Annotated in this window: 21 protein-coding genes; 9 read left to right on the top strand and 12 right to left on the bottom strand. The window is 31.1% G+C overall.

The genetic code is table 11. The features are described from left to right. The first annotated feature begins 100 nt into the window (after positions 1 to 100). The 3 genes from KI686_RS03730 to KI686_RS03740 all read left to right on the top strand — a co-directional run bounded on the left by KI686_RS03730 (position 101) and on the right by KI686_RS03740 (position 3,004). Positions 101 to 1,105 (top strand): Kelch repeat-containing protein, encoded by a 1,005-nt coding sequence (locus KI686_RS03730; RefSeq protein ID WP_237587931.1) that lies wholly within the window; start codon positions 101 to 103, stop codon positions 1,103 to 1,105. A gap of 196 nt (positions 1,106 to 1,301) precedes the next feature. Next, on the top strand, positions 1,302 to 2,300 hold the full coding sequence (locus KI686_RS03735) for a sensor histidine kinase (RefSeq protein WP_237587932.1): 999 nt from the start codon (positions 1,302 to 1,304) through the stop codon (positions 2,298 to 2,300). After that, positions 2,297 to 3,004: a LytR/AlgR family response regulator transcription factor gene (locus tag KI686_RS03740; RefSeq protein ID WP_237587933.1), complete on the top strand. Its 708-nt coding sequence runs from the start codon at positions 2,297 to 2,299 to the stop codon at positions 3,002 to 3,004. Before KI686_RS03735 ends, KI686_RS03740 begins: the two co-directional genes overlap by 4 nt. Before the next feature lie 2 nt (positions 3,005 to 3,006). On the opposite strand, the gene KI686_RS03745 is transcribed toward KI686_RS03740, so the two are convergent. Further along, positions 3,007 to 3,609, bottom strand: a complete 603-nt coding sequence (locus tag KI686_RS03745) for an alpha-ketoglutarate-dependent dioxygenase AlkB family protein (RefSeq protein ID WP_237587934.1) — start codon at positions 3,607 to 3,609, stop codon at positions 3,007 to 3,009. Between the two features lie 95 nt (positions 3,610 to 3,704). On the opposite strand from KI686_RS03745, the gene KI686_RS03750 reads away from it, so the two are divergent. The 6 genes from KI686_RS03750 (at position 3,705) to KI686_RS03775 (ending at position 7,754) form a co-directional block, all read left to right on the top strand. Then, entirely contained in the window at positions 3,705 to 4,037 is a 333-nt protein-coding gene (locus tag KI686_RS03750) for an ArsR/SmtB family transcription factor (RefSeq protein ID WP_237587935.1), read from the top strand. Positions 4,038 to 4,076: 39 nt separating this feature from the next. After that, positions 4,077 to 4,544, top strand: a complete 468-nt coding sequence (locus tag KI686_RS03755) for a DUF6428 family protein (RefSeq protein ID WP_237587936.1) — start codon at positions 4,077 to 4,079, stop codon at positions 4,542 to 4,544. Positions 4,545 to 4,568: 24 nt separating this feature from the next. Then, positions 4,569 to 5,201 (top strand): arsenate-mycothiol transferase ArsC, encoded by a 633-nt coding sequence (locus KI686_RS03760; protein WP_237587937.1) that lies wholly within the window; start codon positions 4,569 to 4,571, stop codon positions 5,199 to 5,201. Between the two features lies 1 nt (position 5,202). Continuing rightward, positions 5,203 to 6,258 carry an ACR3 family arsenite efflux transporter gene (arsB, locus tag KI686_RS03765; RefSeq protein WP_237587938.1) on the top strand — a complete coding sequence of 352 codons (1,056 nt, stop codon included), beginning with the start codon at positions 5,203 to 5,205 and terminating at the stop codon, positions 6,256 to 6,258. Then, positions 6,255 to 6,983 carry a metallophosphoesterase family protein gene (locus tag KI686_RS03770; RefSeq protein WP_237587939.1) on the top strand — a complete coding sequence of 243 codons (729 nt, stop codon included), beginning with the start codon at positions 6,255 to 6,257 and terminating at the stop codon, positions 6,981 to 6,983. Before arsB ends, KI686_RS03770 begins: the two co-directional genes overlap by 4 nt. 237 nt (positions 6,984 to 7,220) lie before the next feature. Beyond that, positions 7,221 to 7,754, top strand: coding sequence for a lipid-binding SYLF domain-containing protein (locus KI686_RS03775; protein WP_237587940.1), 534 nt, complete (start codon positions 7,221 to 7,223; stop codon positions 7,752 to 7,754). A 137-nt stretch (positions 7,755 to 7,891) separates the two neighbouring features. Here KI686_RS03775 and KI686_RS03780 read toward each other — a convergent pair whose 3' ends face one another. From KI686_RS03780 to KI686_RS03830, 11 genes are all read right to left on the bottom strand, one after another. Then, positions 7,892 to 10,858 carry a type I restriction endonuclease subunit R gene (locus KI686_RS03780; RefSeq protein WP_237587941.1) on the bottom strand — a complete coding sequence of 989 codons (2,967 nt, stop codon included), beginning with the start codon at positions 10,856 to 10,858 and terminating at the stop codon, positions 7,892 to 7,894. A 119-nt stretch (positions 10,859 to 10,977) separates the two neighbouring features. Continuing rightward, a complete protein-coding gene (locus tag KI686_RS03785; protein WP_237587942.1) occupies positions 10,978 to 11,502 on the bottom strand; it encodes a hypothetical protein in 525 nt (174 codons plus the stop codon). 140 nt (positions 11,503 to 11,642) lie between these two features. Beyond that, on the bottom strand, positions 11,643 to 12,692 hold the full coding sequence (gene darG, locus KI686_RS03790; RefSeq protein ID WP_237587943.1) for a type II toxin-antitoxin system antitoxin DNA ADP-ribosyl glycohydrolase DarG: 1,050 nt from the start codon (positions 12,690 to 12,692) through the stop codon (positions 11,643 to 11,645). A gap of 2 nt (positions 12,693 to 12,694) precedes the next feature. Next, positions 12,695 to 13,336: a type II toxin-antitoxin system toxin DNA ADP-ribosyl transferase DarT gene (gene darT / locus KI686_RS03795; RefSeq protein WP_237587944.1), complete on the bottom strand. Its 642-nt coding sequence runs from the start codon at positions 13,334 to 13,336 to the stop codon at positions 12,695 to 12,697. Between the two features lie 127 nt (positions 13,337 to 13,463). Then, the gene (locus KI686_RS03800) at positions 13,464 to 14,426 is read right to left on the bottom strand and encodes a PM0109 family protein (RefSeq protein ID WP_237587945.1); all 963 of its coding nucleotides are present in this window, start codon (positions 14,424 to 14,426) and stop codon (positions 13,464 to 13,466) included. Further along, entirely contained in the window at positions 14,414 to 15,100 is a 687-nt protein-coding gene (locus tag KI686_RS03805; protein WP_237587946.1) for a hypothetical protein, read from the bottom strand. The genes KI686_RS03800 and KI686_RS03805 overlap by 13 nt, the downstream gene beginning before the upstream one ends. Positions 15,101 to 15,317: 217 nt before the next feature. Continuing rightward, positions 15,318 to 15,596 (bottom strand): hypothetical protein, encoded by a 279-nt coding sequence (locus tag KI686_RS03810; RefSeq protein WP_237587947.1) that lies wholly within the window; start codon positions 15,594 to 15,596, stop codon positions 15,318 to 15,320. Further along, positions 15,596 to 16,747, bottom strand: coding sequence for a restriction endonuclease subunit S (locus KI686_RS03815; RefSeq protein ID WP_237587948.1), 1,152 nt, complete (start codon positions 16,745 to 16,747; stop codon positions 15,596 to 15,598). The genes KI686_RS03810 and KI686_RS03815 overlap by 1 nt, the downstream gene beginning before the upstream one ends. Continuing rightward, complete coding sequence (locus KI686_RS03820) at positions 16,748 to 18,205, bottom strand: type I restriction-modification system subunit M (RefSeq protein ID WP_237587949.1); 1,458 nt, start codon at positions 18,203 to 18,205, stop codon at positions 16,748 to 16,750. A gap of 2 nt (positions 18,206 to 18,207) precedes the next feature. Further along, on the bottom strand, positions 18,208 to 20,073 hold the full coding sequence (locus KI686_RS03825; RefSeq protein ID WP_237587950.1) for a GmrSD restriction endonuclease domain-containing protein: 1,866 nt from the start codon (positions 20,071 to 20,073) through the stop codon (positions 18,208 to 18,210). Next, positions 20,070 to 21,551, bottom strand: coding sequence for a type I restriction-modification system subunit M (locus KI686_RS03830; protein WP_237587951.1), 1,482 nt, complete (start codon positions 21,549 to 21,551; stop codon positions 20,070 to 20,072). Before KI686_RS03830 ends, KI686_RS03825 begins: the two co-directional genes overlap by 4 nt. Between the last annotated feature and the right edge of the window lie 22 nt (positions 21,552 to 21,573).

Here is a 21,573-nt window from a genome sequence, read left to right on the forward strand (position 1 = left end):
GTTTATCTATAAAATACACTCGTTTGTCTATTTTATACTGTTATCAATATAATAGATTTTAGGTTTGCTAAATAATAAAGAAATGTATAAAATAAATATAATGAGAAAAACAAATTTATTACAAAAGAGTCGTATTCTATTTATAGTAGCATTAATGTCTCTATTTTTTGTAAGTTGTAATAGTGATGATGATGATGATGAGTATGGAAACTGGGTAGAAAGCTCTGCTTTTGACGGGGATTCTAGAGCTAACTCTGTATCTTTTACTATTGGTACAAAAGGGTATTTAGTAACTGGTTATGATGGTGATGATTATTTATCTGATACATGGGAATATAATTCTGAAGGTGATTACTGGATTCGTAAAGCAGATTTCCCTGGAACTCCAAGAAGTTCTGCAGTAGGTTTTTCTATTAACGGTAAAGGTTATTTAGGTACTGGTTATGATGGTGATGATGAATTAAATGATTTTTGGGAGTATGACCCAACAACTGATGAGTGGACTCAAAAAGCAGATTTTGGTGGATCAGCAAGATATGGTGCTATTGGTTTTTCTATTGGTAATGATGGTTATATTGGTACTGGTTATGATGGTAGCGAACAAAAAGATTTTTGGAAATATAATGTTGCTTCTGATACTTGGGAACAATCTGTAGGTTTTGGAGGTCAAAAACGTCAAGATGCTTCTGTTTTTAAAATTGGTGAAGTTGCTTACATTGGTTTAGGTATTAACAACGGAGCTTACGAAGAAGATTTTTATTCTTTTGATGGTACTAACTGGACAAGATTAACTGATTTAGATGATGATGATGATGATGATGATGATTTTGAAATTCTTTTAAGTGCTGGTGTTGGTTTTTCTTTAAACGGATTAGGTTATGTAACTACTGGTGTTTCTGGATCTATTACTACAGAAACTTGGGTTTACTATCCTTCTACTGATACTTGGGATGAATTACCTGTATTTGAAGGTTCTGCAAGACAAGATGCTAGTGCATTTGTTTTTGATGACAAAGCATTTGTTTTAATGGGTAGAAGCGGTAGCTATTACTTTGATGATGTTTGGGAATTTAGACCAGATGAATTAGAAAACGAAGACGATTAATCTTTTAAAAAGATTAACCCTATAAATTTTAATAGGCTAAAAATTAACATACACAAAGTATCTTAATTTTTAGCCTATTTTTTTTGTAAAAAATTAAATAACCTTTTTGTAAAATTTTTAAACACCTAACATATAACTTTGCAATACACTAACAATGATTGAATTGAATATTTATAACAAAAAATCGTCTGTTTTAATGATACATATCTTTTTATGGATCATTATGTTTGCTATTAGTGCGTCGCAAATTTATATTAAGATTGGTACAATACCGTATGACTATTTTTTTAGGTTTTGTGTATTCTTAATAGCCTTCTATTTAAATTATTACATTTTTGTTCCTAAAATTCTTTTAAAAAAACAGTTTCTGTATTATATAATTACAGCAATTCTTTTTAGCATTTTATTTATTTTTTTAATTGAATTTGTCATTCCGAAACCACCACATCCACAAGAAAATTTTCCTCAAAACTTAGAAAACAATTATTCTATTTATAGGTCTTTTCCAACATTAATTTTACTATTACTTTTTTTTACATTAAGTACAAGTATAAAATTAGGTATCGAGTGGTATAAATCAGAAAAAGAAAAAGTTTTAATAGAAACACAAAAAGCCAATTCAGAATTGTCTTTCTTAAAAGCGCAATTAAACCCACATTTTTTATTCAATACTTTAAACAGTATTTACGCATTGGCTAATAAAAAATCTGAAAACACTACTTTATCAATAGTAACATTATCAGAATTAATGCGTTATACCATATATGAAGCTAGCGAAAACAAAGTTTCTTTAAAAAAAGAGGTAGATCATATTAAAAATTACATCTCTTTGCAATTACTTAGACTTAAAGATTCTAGTGGAGTAAAACTTAACATACACGGTAACTTAAATTACAAAATAGAACCTTTACTACTTATTTCTTTTATAGAAAATGCTTTTAAATACGGTACAGATTTTAAAGGAAAAACAAATATCATTATTAAAATTACAGTAAAAGACGAAGAGTTACATTTGTATGTTTATAACACCTCTACCAAACACAATACAAAAAATCAAAACTCTGGTATTGGTTTGGTCAACATAAAAAATAGATTAAATATACTTTATCCAAATTCTCATGATTTAAATATTTTAAACGAGAAAAATTCTTACATTGTCAATTTAATTATCAAACTAAAAAGTAATACAAAATGAGATGTATAATTATAGACGATGAACCTCTTGCTTTAGAAATTTTAGAAGACTTTATTTCTAAAACTCCTTTTTTAGAGTTGGTGGCAAGTTGTTCTAACGGTTTTGAAGCTACATCTGTATTGCAAGAAAAAAATATAGATTTAATTTTTACAGATATAGAAATGCCAGATTTTTCTGGTATCGATATTATTAAATCTTTAGATAATAAACCGATGTTTATTTTTACCACAGCGTATTCTCATTACGCTGTAGAAGGCTTTAATTTAAATGCTATAGATTATTTGGTGAAACCTATTCCTTTTCATCGATTTCTAAAAGCAGCAACCAGAGCTCAAAATTTTTTAAAATTAAAGATAGAAGAAGAAACTACTATTCCTGTTCAAGAAAAAACACACGATTTTATTTTTGTAAAATCTGAGTACGAAAATCTAAAAATAAATTTAGACGATATAAGATACATAGAGTCTTTAAAAGATTATATAAAAATATATACCGGTAAAGAAAAACCTATTTTAACTTTAAGTAGCCTTAAAAGTTTTGAAGAAAAGTTGGGTAAATTAAACTTTATAAGAGTACATAAATCGTTTATTGTTTCTTTAAAACATATTTATTCTGTACAAAGAAATAGAATTATTATAGAAGATAAATGGATACCTATTGGTTTAAACTACAGAGATGATTTTATAAAAAAAATAGACAACTAACTCTACAACTCTATCGTTCTAAAAGTTAAATTAATTCTTGGCGAATTCACTTTTTTAGTGGGTGGTAATCTATGTAACCAATTTGTTTGAGTCCCTTTTTTCATCACCAGTAAACTTCCTTTTTCTAAAACAATATCTATTCGTTGTTTGTTTTCTTTATGCTTAAAAGAAAATTTACGTTCTGCTCCTAAAGACAAAGAAGCAATTGCTCCGTCTTTTTTTAACATTTTTTCTCCATCGGAATGATATGCCATTCCTTCATCACCAGAATGGTATAAATTTAACAAACAAGAGTTATACGTTTCTTTACTCTCCTGCTCTACCAGTTTCTTTAATTCTAACAACTCTTTTGTAAAAATATTGGCTCTTTTTGTTATTTTAGAATAGGTATAAGAAAATGCTGATTCTCCATACCATGCAACTTTTCTTTTGGTAACAATTTTCTTACCAAAAATAATGGCTTCATCATTTTTAAACTGAATGGTTTCCATTAATTTCTGATAATAAAAATCGCATTGTGCTTTGTTTAAAATTACGCCATGATAATTTGTAATTCCGTCAAATGGTAAAATGTTTTTTATAACTTCTGAAGAAAATAAATCCATCTGATAAAAGTACAAATTAATAATAATGATAAATATTTTTTTGAGTATATAAATATTAATCGTAATATTGCAATATATTAATATAAGAACAAATTATGGGATTAGCAAAAACCGAAATGTTTACAGATGAACAAAACAAAATAGCATTATTTGCCAAAGTTTTTGGGCATCCGGCAAGGGTTGCCATTTTACAACAACTCTTTAAAATAAATACTTGCTATTGTGGCGATTTAGTAAGCGAAATCGGTTTGGCACAACCTACAATTTCTCAACACCTAAAAGAACTTAAAAATTTAGGTTTGGTAAAAGGCAATGTAGAGGGTACCAGTGTTTGTTATTGTATTGATGCAGAAAACTGGACAGCAATGAAGGCTGTTATGGCTGCCTTTTTAGACCAAGACATCACTACAACCAATAGTTGCTGTTAAAAAAGAGATATAAACACATAAAAATAAAAGTTAAAAATTATGAAACTATCAGAAATAAAATCTGCCTTAAAAGGATTAAATACAATTGCTTTTCAATTGCCAAACGGAACCCTAGTTCCTAATCATTTTCATGTTACAGAAGTTGGTAAAATAACAAAACATTTTATTGATTGTGGCGGAACGGTAAGAAATGAAGAAGTAGTTAATTTTCAATTATGGAACGCAAATGACTATGACCATAGATTACATCCAGAGAAATTAGTAAGTATTATAGAGCTTTCAGAAAAAGTTTTAGGTATTGAAGATCTAGAAATAGAAGTAGAATACCAAGCAGAAACAATCGGTAAATTTGGTCTTGAGTTTGATGGTACTAACTTTCTTTTAACAACAAAACAAACAGACTGTTTAGCGCAAGATCAATGCGGAATTCCGGCTAAAAAACCTAAATTAAAAATGGCAGACATCAACAACGCACCTACTTGTACACCTGGCGGCGGTTGTTGTTAATTAACAAGCTACAATATTAAAAAAATGACGACACAAAAATCAACTTTATTCCCAGAAATTGCAGAAATAATTAATGGCTTAAAGCCAGAAACTATCTCTACAGAACGTAAGGCTGTTTTAAATCCGCTTACAGAATTTATTCAATCTAAAGTAGATGAAAATAAAGCAATTAGAATCAATTTTATTTGTACTCACAACTCTCGTAGAAGTCATTTAACTCAGATTTGGGCGCAAACAATGGCTAACTACTTTAACATTAAAAATGTAACTTGTTATTCTGGCGGAACAGAAGCTACAGCAATGTTTCCTATGGTGGCAGAAACGTTAGAAAAATCTGGTTTTAAAATAAAAACAATTTCAGAAGGCAACAATCCTGTATACTCTGTTAAGTATACAGATAATGAGCATCCTATTATTGGTTTTTCTAAAAAACTAACAGATGATTTTAATCCAAAATCTGAATTTGCAGCAATTATGACCTGTTCTCAAGCAGATGGTGGTTGCCCTTTTATTGCGGGTGCAGAAAAAAGAATTCCGATTACTTTTGAAGATCCAAAAGCTTTTGATAACACACCTCAACAAGCTGAAAAATACAACGAAAGAAGTATACAAATTGCAACAGAATTGTTTTACATATTTTCTCAAATAAATTTATAAAATGGCAGCAAAAAAATTAAGTTTTCTAGATAAAAATTTAACTCTTTGGATATTTGTAGCCATGGCAATTGGAGTTTCCATTGGTTATTTTGCACCTACTTTTCCAGATTTTGTAAACTCTTTAAGTAGTGGTACAACCAATATTCCTATTGCTATTGGTTTAATATTAATGATGTACCCGCCATTGGCTAAAGTAAATTACGCATTATTACCAAAGGTTTTTAAAAACACAAAAATCCTTTCTATTTCTTTACTTTTAAATTGGATAATTGGTCCGGTTTTAATGTTCTTTTTAGCCATTACATTTTTAAGAGATTACCCAGAATACATGGTTGGGCTAATTTTAATTGGTTTGGCCAGATGTATTGCCATGGTTTTAGTTTGGAATGATCTTGCTGAAGGAAGCAGCGAATACGGAGCAGGTTTGGTGGCTTTAAATAGTATTTTTCAAGTATTTGCTTATAGTTTTTATGCTTGGTTATTCATTACCATTTTACCTCCTTATTTTGGGTTTGAAAGTGCCATTGTAGATATTTCTATTGGTACCATTGCAGAAAGTGTTGCTATTTATTTAGGGATTCCGTTTGCCTTGGGTATTTTAAGTCGTCTTATTCTAGTGCCTTTAAAAGGCGAAGAATGGTATACTAAAAAGTTTATTCCAACAATTTCTCCAATGACATTAATTGCTTTACTTTTTACAATTGTAGTAATGTTTTCTTTAAAAGGAGAATTAATTGTAGAAATACCAATGGATGTTTTAATTATTGCAGTTCCGTTATTGGTTTACTTTACGTTAATGTTTATTATTGGTTTCTTTTTTACCAAAGCAACAGGTGCAGCATATGATAAAACAGCTGCAGTTGCCTTTACAGCTGCAGGTAATAATTTTGAACTAGCTATTGCAGTTGCTATTGCCGTTTTTGGTTTAAATTCCGGACAAGCATTTGCGGGTGTAATTGGTCCTTTAGTAGAAGTACCTGCCTTAATATTATTAGTTAAAGTTTCTTTTTGGTTAAAAAAGAAATATTACAATACGCCTAAAACAGCCAAAAAATGAAAATAGCTTTCTTTTCTGATATTCATGCAAACCTACCTGCTTTAGAAGCTTTTTTTAAAGATGTAGACTCAGAAAATGTAGATACCATTTATTGTTTAGGAGACTTAGTTGGTTATAATATTTGGCCTAATGAGGTAGTAAACCGTATACGTAAAAGAGGTATTATTACCATTATGGGAAACCACGATGAAAACCTTTTAAAACCAATTATTAAAGAAACAACACCTTCTAACAAAGGATTGACCAGATCTATGGTTACTGATGAAAATAGAGCATACTTAATCAATTTACCAAGACATCTTACACTTTCTTTTGTTAACAACAATACACCTTTTAATCTTTTGCTAACTCACGGAAGTGTAAAAGCTATTAATGATTATATGGTGGTGGATTATCCAGAGGATGAAGTATTAAGCATGATGCAATCTAAAGAGGCTGATGTTCTTTTATGTGGCCACACACACAAACCTTTTCACAGAGTAATTAAAGAGGGTAACAATTTTAAACACGTGGTTAACATTGGCTCTGTAGGAAAACCAAAAGATGGAGATCCTAGAATTTGTTATGCTATTTTAGAATTGAATCAAAATACAATTCCGTCTAACCCAGAGGCCATAAAAGTAACTTTTAAAAGAGCTGAGTATGATGTTGAAAAAGCAGCAAAAGCAGTAGAAGCAAGCGATTTTGATAGTAATTACGCAACTGCTTTAAGAGAAGCTAAATAAATATAACGTATAATCCGTTTTAAAAAAGTCAAGATTTCTCTTGACTTTTTTTTATTTATCATCTCTATTACTATCTTTTATTTTTTAGTTTACTCTTAAAAATAATAGGAATTTATAACTCCTTTTACAAACCTCACTTTTTAAAGCTGTTTGTTTTTGAGTTAAGATTTAATGTAATACAGCACTTTTGAGCTTTATACATTTTATAATTTAGCCATGAACTTAAAAACAAAAAATATGAAAACTTTAAAAACAATAACGGCAATATGCCTATTATTTATAACGACAGGTTTATTTGCACAAAACAACAAAGACTTAAAAATTATGGCAGATGCAAAATACGCCAAATCAAAATTAATCCATGAAGATGAAGGAATTGACAAATTTTTTAACAATGCTTCTGGATACGCTATTTTTCCGAATGTAGGAAAAGGAGGATTAATTATTGGTGGAGCTAGTGGTAATGGTGTAGTTTATGAAAACGGTACTGCTATTGGTATGGCTAGTTTAAAAAAAGTAAATGTAGGTTTACAAGCTGGTGGACAATCTGTAATACAAGTAATCTTTTTTGAAACAGATGAAGCCTTAGAGGATTTTAAGTATGGAAATTATGAATTTTCTGCAGAAACCTCTGCTGTTATAGCTGAAGAAGGAATCTCTAAAGATGCCAATTATAACGATGGTGTCGTTGTTTTTGCATTGCCTAAAGCTGGGTTAATGGTAGATGCATCTATTGGTGGACAAAAATTTGAATACGATGCTTTTAAATAATCGTATCTTTTAATAATATATTATAAAGGTTGGCTTTTGCCAACCTTTTTTATGCGTTAAAAATAAAAGGATACTCTATTAAGTAATAAAAAAGACTTGGTAGAGTTATTTTTATTTTATTACTGTATATAAGGCTATTAATAGTACTCTTTTATATACCCATAAGCTCTATCAAATAAAACCTGATCTTTATGTAGCTTATATTTTAATAAAGATTTACGTAAAGATTTTTGGACCTCACGTTCACCAGAACTTGTCTTTTGCCAACCAGGAAAACGAACTACACGTACAATAGCATCTATATCAGTTACAATCCGTTCTACTACAGCTGGTGTTTCTTCATTTTTTAATTCAATAAATAATTCTGTGAGGGCTGCTTTAGGCGTTTTTTCAATCAATAGAGATTCTAACTCTTTTTCGGCTTCTACAGTTTCCTTTGCAAGTTTACACAACTCTTTTACAAACTCTATAGAGGTGATTAATCCCTGTTCTGCTTTATCTCGTAAAGCCTCTAAACGTTCACTTAAAGATTTAAATTTAGGATCTCCAGTATGCTTTTTAAATCGTTTTATTAAAATCTTTTCAAGTTTCTTTGCATTTTTAGGATCTGGATTATTAAAAATCTCTTCAATAACATCTGCATCTAAAATAAACTCTTCTAAATGATGTACTTCTCCAACATGTGTATTTTCATGCATTAACTTTGTAGTTTCTGCTCCTAATGAAAACCATAATAATTTACCAATATTATCCGCAGCTGGCCTAACAGATTCAAAGACCTGAGAGAACCATTTATAATCTTCTTGATATAGGTTTAGAATATTATCTGGAGAAAGTGATTCCCATATTTTTGATAAATACTTATAATCTTTTGCAAATGCATCTTTTTTATCATTATTATCAATCGCATTTTGAGCAGCTTCTAAACCTTCAAAACCATCAATTGTTCTATCCACACCTTTAAAATGAGATAAAGTCTCTTTCATAGCTTTTGGTAATTTATCTCTAAGCTCTGTTAAGTTAGAAATCACTGTTTTTATACTTTCTTCATCAAACTGTAAGGCCTTTGCTGCATCATCAAACACACCAAAATAATCAACAATACGGCCAAATGATTTATTAGGAAACAATCTATTGGTTCTACATATTGCTTGTAACAAGGTATGGTCTTTTATAGACTTGTCTAGATACATTGTTTGTAAAATAGGTGCATCAAAACCTGTCAATAGCTTTGCTGTAACTATTATAAATTTTAAATCGGATTGTGCATCATTAAATTCTTCTACTATTTTTTCCTGTTGTCCTTTGTCTACTCCCCATTTTTGTTTAAACTCCAATTCATCATTAGCCGATGTAGATATAACGACTTTACTAGCTTCTTCTGGAAAGTATGTGTCCAACTCCTCTTTGTATTGCACACAAGCATATCTGTCTGGAGTAACAATCATCGCTTTAAAACCATGCGGAGCTACTTTTTCTTTAAAGTGTGTTACTATATCTTCTACTATTTTGGCAACCCGTTCTGGAGATTTTAAGAAAGCCGACATTTTAGCAGATTTCTTATTTAATGCATCTGCTTCTTCATCTGTTAAGGCGCTATTTTCTTTAAACTCTTCAAAGGCTTTATCTATAGTATCTTTATCTACATGTACATCGACTAAACGAGGTTCAAAATGTAATGGTAATGTTGCGTTATCTCTAATAGAATCATGAAAGGTGTAACGAGACATATATCCCCCTTCATCTTCTTCGGCTCCAAAAGCCCAAAACGTATTTTTATCTGCTTTATTAACAGGTGTTCCTGTTAATCCAAATAGAAACGCATTTGGTAAAGCTGCGCGCATTTGTCGTCCTAAATCACCTTCTTGTGTTCTATGAGCTTCATCTACTAAAACAATAATATTCTCTCTAGTATTCATGTTTGGTTTCGCATCTCGAAACTTGAAAATCGTTGAGATGATGATCTTTCTCGTATCTCTTTCTAATAGCGTTTGTAATTCCGTTATACTATCTGTGGTTTGAACATTAGAGATATCGGCAGCATTAAAGGTTCCTGTTATTTGGGTGTCCAAATCGGTTCTATCTACTAATACAATTACGGTTGGACTTTTTAAATCTTTTTCTTTTCTAAGCTTTTGAGCCGCAAAAACCATCAATAAAGATTTACCTGATCCTTGAAAATGCCAGATCAATCCTTTTTTAATCTTTCCTTCTTTTACACGTTCAACAATTTTATTTGCCCCTTCGTACTGTTGAAACCTTGGAATTACCTTAATTATTTGCTTCTTTTTATTAGTTGTAAACAATGAGAAGTTTTGTAAAATATCCAATAAACGTTTTGGGTGTAATAAATCGGACAACTCCTTACCTACTTCACCTAAACCTAAACGCTTTGCAATGGCATCTTCATCATTTTCTAAACGCCAAGGCGCCCAAAATTCTAGAGGTGTTCTAATGGCTCCATAATACAGCTCTTTTCCTTCTGTTGCGAAAGATAAAATATTTGGCACAAATAGTTGTGATACTGCATTTTCATAAATATCATGTATCTCATGTGCACCATCACCCCAATCTATTGCAGGACGAATGGGTGTTTTTGCTTCACCAATAACTACTGGTAATCCATTTATAAATAAAACTACATCTGGTATTTTAGTTTCTCTATGACGGATTCGAAACTGGGTAGTAACAATAAAAGTATTATTATTTAACTCCTCAAAATCTATTAATCTAATAGGAACGTGTCTATTATTTTCTCCAAAAGGCATGGTTTTATCACCTTGTAACCATTTAAAAAATTCTTCATTGGCACGAACTAAACCCACTTGATGTACAGAAATTAAAATGACACGTAGTTTATAGATCACTTCATCTGCTAAATCTGGATTTTTTGTTATTTCTGGATTTAGACGAATTAAAGATTGTTTTAATTCTGTTTCTAACAAAACCTCGTTTACAGAACGATTTAATTCTTGTGGCGATTTGTATTGCCAAAAACCACCATAAAGAGTGGTGTCTTCGGATGCTTCGTTCCTATTTAAGTTAACTCCTGTAAGTTGTTTAATGATGTAGTTTTCTACACTGTTTAGTTCGTTGAATGACATTAATTTTCTATTTCAATTATTTTTTCAATTTTTTCAATCACAGGTGGTATACGTTCTTCAACCATTAAAGGGTGAACATCTGCTATTAAAGCTTCAGCAATACAGCAATATCTATGATTCTATTTTCCAAACCCCAAACGTGTTTTGATTTCTATAATGGCCAACTCTTTTTCTCTAGCTCTTCCGACTCGTAAAGCATCTACTAAAGCTAATAATTCATATAGTTTATCATCTTTTAAAGCGGCTTCAGGAACGGATGGATATAATGGGATGATACTCTGCCCTCTAACAATACCTTTTGCATAAGGCCAAACATAATGTTCTGTACTTTCTATTTTGTCTTTTAAAGGTGCTGCGGAATGTGATGTTGGAATACCCCTAACTACTGCCCCTGGTTTTTGTGGAAATATATAACGCAAACCAAATTGTAAAAACTCTAACAAAGCCAATTTCATTACTTTTTTTCCTTTTGAATCTATCAATCCTGCATATTTAGAGCGGTTTAAAGACTTACTTATTTCAGACTGACTGATACCTAAATCTTCTGCCAAAGGTTTTTGAAACCATTGCTCACCACCATAAATTGCTATTTTTAATAAAATAACAATATCATGCGGACTCATTATTTGTTGTTTACTTTTCATAATATTCCATATTCGAATATGCGATATTATTTATTTATTATTTAATTATCAAATATTTAACTACAAATATTCTGTATCAGAATATGGAATAAACAACATAAACTATTTATAAAAGAATCTTTGACTTAACAAATTTAAACTTAAACAGAAAATGGTTTTGAAGAATACTCGGACAAATGAGTAAGAGCGAGCTCTACTTGTTGTGGTTTAAATAAATTTATTTTACGAGTACTCCATTTAGAAATAGATTCTAACACTTCATCTACACTTTTAGCACTGTCGTTAGATTTAATATAATCTACTGTGGCCAATAATTCTAGAGCAAAAGTTGACTCAAACCTATTAAGTAATTGAATTACGGATTCTAATCTTACTATTTGTTCTGAGTTTAATTGTGTTTTAACATACGAATTAACCTCTTCAAACTTATTGTAGTTAAGCTGTAATGGCTCAAACGGTTTAGGCATATTTTGCTCCATCCCTTTTAAGAAAGTTCCATTTAAATGTAATAATACATGGTTTACCTGCACAGCATAAGGTCCGTAATGATGAGCTTCAAATTTTAAACGCAATTTTTCACCTTTTCTTTGTAAAAAATAAGCCAGTTTATTAGCAACAAACAAACTGCTTTGTTCTCCCGCTTTTTCGTAATTAAACATTAAGTAAAGCAACATAGCTCTGGCAGGAGTAAGTTTTGCTGCTGCTTTTATTTCCTCTTTCTGTAATACTTGTTTTATTTGTGTATTAGGTTCGTAAATTATTATCTCAATATCTAATGATTCCAATTCTTTAATCATTATCTCTTTAACGATATCCCAGTTTAATCCACCGTTACCACAACCTAATGGAGGAATAGCAATACTTTTTATTTTAAGTTTCGCAATTTCATTCTTTAAAGCCACAAGGCCCGTTTGAATGTATTCTATTTTAGAAGGCGATTTCCAATGTGCTTTTGTAGGGAAGTTAACAATGTACTGTTGGTTTAATAAATCTCCATCTTGTACGGTTAAAACCTGTCCTGTTTTAAACATTTTGTTTTTACAAGCTTCTCGATAAACTTTGTAATTGTATGGAAAACGATTTTTAAACTGCAAAGCAATACCTTTACCCATAACACCAACTGTATTTACGGTATTAACCAAAGCCTCTGTTTTGGCGTTAAGTAAGTTTCCCTTTATAAATTTTATCATTTTTAGTAGTATACGCTTTTCTTATTATCTATAATAACCTTGATTGGAAGGCCTAATTTAATAATTATTTTTTCAAAATATAGTTTTCTTTCTTCTGTTTTTACAACTAAAGCATGAATACAATCTATGGGAAGATGGTTGCGAACCATAAACTCCGCTTGCTTTAAATCTCGCCTGTCTAAATGATCATTATCATTGCTCCAATCTTTGCTTTCTATAACCTGCCAATTTAGTTTGTTAAAATCCTTTTCGGCTGTATAAAAATTTGCGACTGCTATTTTTGCATTCCTATCAGTAAAAACAAAAGGTAATTGCATTTCTTTAACCTTATTGTAATTTACAACGATATAAACAATATCGTTTTGAGGCCTTTGTGTTACGCCACTATATCCATTCATGATAAGATACAACATTGGCGAATGACCTGCAAAATAAAAAGGGACATATTCTCCAAGACTTCCTGCATTTTTAATAGGAATCGGATGCTCGTGCCTATCTTGTATTAACGACTTCATACCAATATTTACATAGTTTGGATCTGCATTTTCATGCCCTTTACAACACATACCATGTTCTAAAATATAAGCTACATTTTGCCAATGTACCATTCGATAAAGCCATATTGTATTCGGACGCTTACTCATGGGTTAAAAGTACTTATTTTTTTAGAACTTTACAGTAACCTTTATAAATTAACACTAGTAGCTTTGTTCGAATTTACTGTATTTATCAAAACAATAGGAATTATAATTATGTATTCCAATTTCACTTTTAAAAACGAATCTCCTCCCTCACAAACTCACTAAAATCAAACTCGGTACCACCAGACTTTATATCATGTAAAAATTTATGATCACCATCTGCAGAAATTTCTAAATCAATTTTTTCGCTGTCTTCTCTGACTTTTAATAAATTAAGATTGATTAATCCTTTTGGTAGCACTATCCAAATAACACGATCTGTTGTGTTTAATAAAAGGTGAATATCTTCCTCAAATTTTAAAACTGGAATAGTAAACCACCAAACTTTTTTGGAACTACTTATAGAAGCACAATTAGTATTATTATCAGTTAAAGAAGCATCGTATTTAGAATTTATAATATCAATGATTTCTTTTTTCGTCTTTAAACCGTTTATTAAATCTACTCCAAAAATTTCTTTACAAACTGCATTAAATTCATTTAAAACAATATCTGTATCAGCTTGATTAGAAAAGTACTGTAAATTATAAGGTACCGCTAACCAATTACCTTTTTCTATATTACTGTTGTTTTGTGCTGACAAATGACCGTTTAATATATTTATCATTGGACACCCATCATCGATTTTACTAATTACAAAAAACAACCGTGTACATGAAACTGACACATCTGCAAACTGATCAACATTATCTTTACTTGTTTTTTGATCTTTACTAACATCGTAAAAACCTGAATCTGATTGATGTACAATTTTAAAATTATAAATATCACCATCTATATTAATACTTCCTAAATTAAATTCGTATAAATACATTGTTAACCAATCCCAAGACGACTTATCAATACTTGCTTTGTTTCCGTGAGAAGCAGCATTACTAAATTTAGACCAGCCGCTATTAAAACTTACATTATATGTGCTAGCAGTATATTTTACAATATCTAATAAGCGTTTTTGATATAATGCTAGTAAACGATAAGACGATCTTACATCTTTTAATACAGCGTTTAGTTCTGTTGTGTTTAGTTTGTCCATGAGGTTGAAAAATAATTAATTGATTGTTTTTGTATTTGTGGTGCTTTTATAAATCGTTCTAACCAAAGTGCTGTTGAAAAACCAAAAAGCTCAAAACACAATATCATATCTTGTAAAATTTTAGTGATTGCGATATTGTTATTTGTATAATTAGAAGCCAATTCCATATCATGTATGATATTTTGTACGGTATTTAAAATACTTTTCCATGTACATTTATAAACAAGATGATTTTTGTCTTTTACTGTAATGTTTTCTGTTTCTGTAGTATGTATACCGCCTAATGCTATAAATACCAATGGTTTTTCATCTTCGCTATACTCGTTATAATAAGCTTGTATTTCGTTTTTCCATTGGGTTTTACTTTGCTGTTTGGCATCGTAACGTTTTGCTTCTATTATAATATCTTGATTTACAGTACGTATAAGCACATCTGGCTCTACACGAGTTGTATTTGTGGTATCCTCAGGACTCCAATTTGGCCAAAACGTAATACTTTTAAACTTAGTCAAATCTAAATCTGGAATACTACCTAACAATGCTTCTGTAAATATATGTTGCGTTAACTCTTTTGGTAAATACATAAAACGCTCAAAAATAGCCGATGTTAATGCATCTTCATTGGCTTTATAAATGGCTCTGTTTACTTTGTTATGTTTTACGGCGTATATCATTCTGTTACTTTTTTATATATTTCATTTGCAATTTTTTTACTTTTTCCGGTTGTTGGTTATTAAAATGAATTTCATTTTGATATTTTGGCCAACTTCCTGTTTCATTTCTTACTTTAAAAACAATTTCTGCTTCTACGGCTTCTGCAAAATCTATAAATGGTTTATCATCTTCGTGTTTATTACCTTTTAATTCTTTATCAGAAACAAATACAAGTAGCTATACTTCTAATAGTTCTTTCCATTTATAGCCTAAGTTTTTATTTACACCCGAATTCCTTAAACCTTGACCAAGTCTTTTTCCTATAGACTGGCTAGCATAACCCACATAAACAATTTTATTTTTATGTTTTACTATATAAATTTTAGGTGTTTGTTTTTTTGTAACGGTACTTTTAAAGTTAGAAACTTTGCCGTTATATACTTTTGGGGAAAGAACACGTTTGTCTTCATTTCCTGAAAGTTGTAGCGTATAATAATATGGACCTTTATACTCCATTAAAACACCTGATTAATTAAACTCTTTTGTAAGGCTTTGGAACTTTGAATTTTGGATTCTATTAAATCCATATTATTCTTTATTGATTTAAAACGATCAATAATTGCTTCTTGATTTTCTAATGAGAGTTTAGGAATTTCGATATTCTCAATCATTCCTGGGTCTACATGTGGTATTGCAGAACCGACAGTTGCTCTTTTTATATCGTTTGTCTTAAATCTTAAAAACTGAAAAACAAAATCCTTCAAAAACTTTTCTTGTATTATAGTCAGTTTACACATTGTACTAGCCAAAAAACCTTCTTTTCCAAAAAGCATCTCTCCTGCGTTTGAACCATCCCATAAAACTAAAATATCTGTTTCATCAATTTTAATAGACTTATCCCAAGCTTCTTTTGGGACTATAGAATCAATTTCTCCTGTTCTTAAATATTTTGCTGTACAATATGGTAATCCTTCCCCTTCTTCTAATAACACAGGAGGTTTTCTTCCTTTTTTAATTGAGACAATATGTTTTAGTTTAATTCTTTCAGAAGTTTTATCATCATAAAAATAATGCTTCAAATACGCCAAATCATCTTTTTTTAATTTTTCCAAGACCTTATTCTCCATTTCAATCACATCATCTATAGCCCAAAGTAATTCAGCAAGTTTAGCTTGATGGTCTTTTGGTGGTAGTAGAAATTCGTATTTAGCAATATCTTTCCAGTTAATATATGGGTTTACAGAACCTTTAGAGTTTTTAATAGAGTTTCCTGTAAAGCCTTCGGACATCATGATAAATGGTAATAACCTTTTATCAATATTTTTTTCATTTGCTTTAATTACAAAAGTTGTATTAGATGTAATACCATCAAAATCTGCAATGGCCACTTTTCTTAAATAGGTTCTACGTGATCCATACAGAATATCTCCTTTTTCAAACTTCCTTATAAAAGCTGGACCTAAATATTCATCTTTAAGATTTCCCCAATTTCTAATGTGAAGATCTTCAGAGTTCATATGTCCTCCTTGAATATATCTAGTCAGTTTAGTATTATCTCTGTCAACCTTTCCTTTTTGTTGAATTACTACATCTCCAAACTTAGTAAGTTTCCATTTACTTTTATCTAATTGAAGTTCTTCAACTATATTTTCCAATGCTGTATTCATTTAACTAAGTACTTCAAATAAGTTATTCATAGATTCATTTAGTTTTTCACTATCCACCTTCCATTTATTGAAAGCTTTTGGAAATGAAACAACATTATCTGAATTATCACTTTTTACATAAAAATTGATATTCATGTTTCCATCAAACTCAAGTATTTCTTCGATGGTAGCCACTTTAGCATAATGCGGAATGTCTTTAAACTCTTTATAAGCTTGATACATTTTATTAATGTGGTCTTCCTTTAAATAAGCCAACCCTTTATTGTCTATAACATCATCTTTTCCATTAACAAATAAGACTTTGCCTTTTCGCTCTTTTGGTTTGTTGGTGTTACCTATAAGTATCATGGCTTCCATTGGCGAGTTGTAAAATAGATTTGCACCTAAACCAATAACTGCTTCAATTTGATCTTCAGCAACCATTTTACGGCGCATTTCAGCTTCCATATCTCTAAACAAAATACCATGTGGCCAAAGAATAGCAAAACGTCCGTTTTCCTTATCTAAACTTTTATGTATGTGTTGCTGAAATGCATAATCTGCACAACCTTGTGGTGGTGTTCCCCAAAGATTACGCCCGAAAGGATCGTTAGTAAATGCTTTTTGGTCCCATGACTTTATTGAGTAAGGTGGGTTTGCTAGGATAACATTAAACGTTTTTAAAGAATCGTTTTCTAAAAAGGCAGGTTGCGCCAAGGTATCACCACGTACAATGCTAAACTCTTCTATACCATGCATAAACATATTCATACGTGCTATGGCAGAAGTAATGAGGTTTATTTCTTGCCCGTATAATTTTAGAGTTCGGTATTCTTTGCCTTCATCGCGTAAATGCAAGGCGCAGTTTAATAGTAAACCACCAGAGCCACAGGTTGGATCGTACACAGATTCTCCAGGTTGTGGGTCCATAATCATGGTCATCAATTTCACAACCGTTCTATTGGTGTAAAACTCTGCCGCGGTGTGGCCAGAATCGTCTGCAAACTCTTTAATTAAGTATTCGTAAGCGTTTCCTAATTGGTCGTCTGGTACGTTTTCTAAATTTAGTTTGTGTTGCGAATAATGTTCTATAAGGTTGGTTAAGGTTTCATCACTTAACCTATTTTTATTTGTCCAAGAGGCATCGCCAAAAATACCATAAAGGGTTTCTGGGTTTGCTTTTTCTATAGCACGCATGGCGTCTTGTATGGTAATACCAACATTTGTTGTGGTTTCACGTACGGTGTTCCAATGTGCGTTTTCTGGTACTATAAAATGATGATTTTCGGCAAATGCTGCGTATTCTAAATCGCCATCGCTTTCTTCCAATGCTTTTTCAAATTCTTCATCATAGACATCGCAAATGCGTTTAAAAAACAATAATGGAAATATGTATTGCTTATAATCGCCTGCATCTATGGTACCACGCAATGCGGTTGCTGCGCCCCAAAGGTATTTTTCTAGGTTTTGTTGGGTCATAATTATTCTTCTATACTTTTTTGCTCTACAGCATTAATAATATCATTGGCACTAATATCGTTACCGGAAGTCAATTGAGAAATTGCTTGAACAACATACTGCCCACGTTTTTTAATAAACGCTTCAAAATCTATGGTTACTTTTTCTTTTTTATCCTCTAGAGATAAATTTTCATAGCCTCCATTTTTCAATTCTTCAATAGGAATTAAATGCGATTTTAAACGGGAATTTACAATGTCTTCACTAGTCCAATCGTAACGTTCCTTTAAATAAGTGTATGGTTCTTTATTACTGATATTAAGGTTTGTTTTATCTGTAATTAAAGAACAATTTAATGCTAAATAACTTTCTACTCCTGCTTCTTTTAAAATAGCATCAGGAAAAACATGATGGTAATGCCTTCTACTATCAATTAATTGTTGTCTTGTTAATGTAGAACCATCTGCAAAATCCATAGCGCCTAACTTTGTAAAAACAGCCATAATACCTCGGGCTCTAATATTTTCGCGTTTTGGCCAACCTACTTTTATCAATTCATCAATAGTTGTTAATGTATATTTTTCTCTGTTTAATACAGGCACATCTTTTTCAGTAAAATAAACATCAGGTGCTTTTTCTTTTTTCAAAATAATAGATTTCACCGCAATAAAATCTGCATAAGCATTTGAAGCTGCTGAATTTTCATATCTATCTGTAAAAAAACTAGACCATAAATACTTTTTTAATAAGATTTCGGCTTGTCCTCTGGCGTCTAAATTTTCTGGAATAACAGTGTAAAGAGCAGCTATAACAGAAAGTACAGCATTGGTTGGTAATCTATTTTTATCATGAATGCCTTGCGACTCCATAAAAGTTGCCATTTTAGCGAGTCCGCTACACATGAGATCCCAATTTTCTACTAAAGTATCTTTTTGCATGTCCCACATACCACGCTGATTTGGAAGTTTATCTTGTATTAAAGCAGATGTTGCTAATATTAAGAATGGAAGTTCGAAATAGTAATGTATGTTAGGATAATCTGCATCTAATTTATTTTGATAATCATCTAACGAAACACCTTTAACGCCTTCAATTTCAGCTCTAATAATATCATACTGAGATAGTGGTTTGCTATTGGTATTCATGTTGATAAAAACTTGTAAAGCGGTATCTTTACTAGTTTGACTTGGTAATGCTAAATACGGCAAATTAAAATGAGAAATGGTTTCTCTATAATCTCTAATAATTTTTAAAATCTCATTTTTAAAATTCATCCAAGAAAACAGATTTTCCTCATAATTTTCATCACCAGAAGCAGGTTTCATAGGTAACAATGCATCGTCAACCCATTTTTCATATTCTGAAGAAATATCGCCAGGTCTAAATAATTCCATTGGAATTAATCCTCGTTGAAAAGTATCTTTAGGACTATCTGCCCATAACGGCATGATATTACCTTTTTTATTCTCGTATCTTGTTTTGTAAAAAACATTTACTTGTAATTCTTCCTCTGTTTTTTCATAATAGCGATCATACTTACTTATGTATAAAAAGAATTTAACATCTGGATAATTGTTGTGTAAGGTCCTCCATAAAGAAGTCAGTCGTTGTTGACCATCTAAAAGATGCTCTGTTACTCTATTACCTGTTTCTGGAGCAGTTGCAATGTATCTTGATACAAAATGTTCTTTATCAACATTAAGTAATAAAGTTACACCTAAAGGTAAATTTAAAATGACTGTATCTAATAAGCTAGCAATTCTATTTCTATCCCAAGCTTGATGACGTTGAAATCTAGGTAATTTAATTTCTCCATTTTGAATTTTTTGAAACCAGATTGAAACCTGCCTGTCCTGTGCCGAACTTGAAGGCATTTTATTATTTATCATATAAAATTTTTCAATATTGTTTTAAACTTTTGTTCTGCTTTTTGGCTTTCTGTCCAAGCTGTTTTTAAGTCTGATAAGGCTTCTTCTACACTAGGTAAGTTATCCTCTATAATTTTCTCTACATATAAAGGAATATTTAAGTTGAAATCGTTTTCTTCAATATCTTTCATTGAAGCGACTTTTACATAATTTTCAACGTCTTTATTATCTTGATACCAAGTAAATAACTGTGTGATATGTTCAGGTTCTAAATAATTTTGGGCACGACCAACACGTACTTGATCTGATCCGTCAATAAACAACACTTTATCTTTTTTAGAGGTATCTTTGTTTTGCTTAAAAACCATAGCACAAGCGGCCAATTGGGTTCCGTAAAATATATTTGGACCTAAACCAATAACAGCTTCTAATAAATCATCTTCCAATAACTTTTTACGGATTTTACCTTCGGCACCTTTTCTGAATAATGCACCATGAGGTAACACAACGGTCATACGACCAGTACTATTCATAGATTTTATCATGTGTTGTACCCAAGCCATGTCGCCATTTCCTTTTGGAGGCACACCTGCAATATTTCTTCCAAATGGGTCATTTGCCCAATTTTCAGCACCCCATTCTTTTAATGAAAATGGTGGATTTGCAATCACACAATCGAAGGTTTTTAAACCATCGGCAGCAAAAAAAGCAGGTTGTCTTAATGTATCCCCTCTTGATATTTGAAAATCTTCTATACCATGTAAAAACATGTTCATTCTAGCAATAGAACTAGAGGTTAAGTTTTTTTCTTGTCCGAATAATTTAAGTGTACGGTAATCTTCGCTGTTTTCTTTTAAATGATCTACACATTCTAATAACATACCACCAGTACCACAAGCAGGATCGTAAATGGTTTCTCCTTCGTCCGGATCTAATATTAATCCTAGTAGATGCACTACAGAACGCGGAGTGTAAAACTCACCTGCTTTTTTGTTTGTTAAATCTGCAAAGTGTTTTATTAAATACTCATACGCATTCCCTAGAATATCTGGTTCTACTAAAGAATTTGATAAACTGTATTGAGAGAAGTGCTCTATTAAATCGATTAATAAACGATCTGATAATTTGTTTTTGTTACTCCATTGCGCATCACCAAATATGCCGTACAACAGTTCTTGATTGGCTTGCTCAATACCTCTGAGTGCTTTTTCAATAGCTAGTCCAACGTTAGTTGTGGTTTCTCTAACGTCTTTCCAGTGGCAACCTTCTGGTATCTCGAATCTATGAAATTCGGGTAGCGATGCATATTCTATATCGCCTTCAGACTCCTCTAAGGCTTGTTGGTATTCTTCATCATAAACATCGGATAGACGTTTAAAGAATAGTAGTGGAAAGATATATATTTTAAAATCTGAAGCGTCAACAGGACCTTTAAGAATCCATGCTGCTTTAGATAAATATTGTTCCAGTTGTGATAAAGTTAGTTTTTCTTTATTCATTATATTTTAAGTAATTATTTTA

Source organism: Polaribacter sargassicola (genome assembly GCF_021991835.1).
Classification (GTDB): domain Bacteria; phylum Bacteroidota; class Bacteroidia; order Flavobacteriales; family Flavobacteriaceae; genus Polaribacter; species Polaribacter sargassicola.

Coding starts and splice junctions, on each gene's coding strand:
- KI686_RS03805 (WP_237587946.1), bottom strand. CDS start 15,100: ATGATATACGCCGTAAAACATAACAAAGTAAACAGAGCCATTTATAAA.
- KI686_RS03760 (WP_237587937.1), top strand. CDS start 4,569: ATGACGACACAAAAATCAACTTTATTCCCAGAAATTGCAGAAATAATT.
- KI686_RS03730 (WP_237587931.1), top strand. CDS start 101: ATGAGAAAAACAAATTTATTACAAAAGAGTCGTATTCTATTTATAGTA.
- KI686_RS03775 (WP_237587940.1), top strand. CDS start 7,221: ATGAAAACTTTAAAAACAATAACGGCAATATGCCTATTATTTATAACG.
- KI686_RS03750 (WP_237587935.1), top strand. CDS start 3,705: ATGGGATTAGCAAAAACCGAAATGTTTACAGATGAACAAAACAAAATA.
- KI686_RS03770 (WP_237587939.1), top strand. CDS start 6,255: ATGAAAATAGCTTTCTTTTCTGATATTCATGCAAACCTACCTGCTTTA.
- KI686_RS03800 (WP_237587945.1), bottom strand. CDS start 14,426: ATGGACAAACTAAACACAACAGAACTAAACGCTGTATTAAAAGATGTA.
- darT (WP_237587944.1), bottom strand. CDS start 13,336: ATGAGTAAGCGTCCGAATACAATATGGCTTTATCGAATGGTACATTGG.
- KI686_RS03825 (WP_237587950.1), bottom strand. CDS start 20,073: ATGATAAATAATAAAATGCCTTCAAGTTCGGCACAGGACAGGCAGGTT.
- KI686_RS03735 (WP_237587932.1), top strand. CDS start 1,302: ATGATACATATCTTTTTATGGATCATTATGTTTGCTATTAGTGCGTCG.
- KI686_RS03755 (WP_237587936.1), top strand. CDS start 4,077: ATGAAACTATCAGAAATAAAATCTGCCTTAAAAGGATTAAATACAATT.
- KI686_RS03810 (WP_237587947.1), bottom strand. CDS start 15,596: ATGGAGTATAAAGGTCCATATTATTATACGCTACAACTTTCAGGAAAT.
- arsB (WP_237587938.1), top strand. CDS start 5,203: ATGGCAGCAAAAAAATTAAGTTTTCTAGATAAAAATTTAACTCTTTGG.
- KI686_RS03820 (WP_237587949.1), bottom strand. CDS start 18,205: ATGACCCAACAAAACCTAGAAAAATACCTTTGGGGCGCAGCAACCGCA.
- KI686_RS03780 (WP_237587941.1), bottom strand. CDS start 10,858: ATGTCATTCAACGAACTAAACAGTGTAGAAAACTACATCATTAAACAA.
- KI686_RS03815 (WP_237587948.1), bottom strand. CDS start 16,747: ATGAATACAGCATTGGAAAATATAGTTGAAGAACTTCAATTAGATAAA.
- KI686_RS03785 (WP_237587942.1), bottom strand. CDS start 11,502: ATGAAAAGTAAACAACAAATAATGAGTCCGCATGATATTGTTATTTTA.
- KI686_RS03830 (WP_237587951.1), bottom strand. CDS start 21,551: ATGAATAAAGAAAAACTAACTTTATCACAACTGGAACAATATTTATCT.
- KI686_RS03740 (WP_237587933.1), top strand. CDS start 2,297: ATGAGATGTATAATTATAGACGATGAACCTCTTGCTTTAGAAATTTTA.
- KI686_RS03745 (WP_237587934.1), bottom strand. CDS start 3,609: ATGGATTTATTTTCTTCAGAAGTTATAAAAAACATTTTACCATTTGAC.
- darG (WP_237587943.1), bottom strand. CDS start 12,692: ATGATAAAATTTATAAAGGGAAACTTACTTAACGCCAAAACAGAGGCT.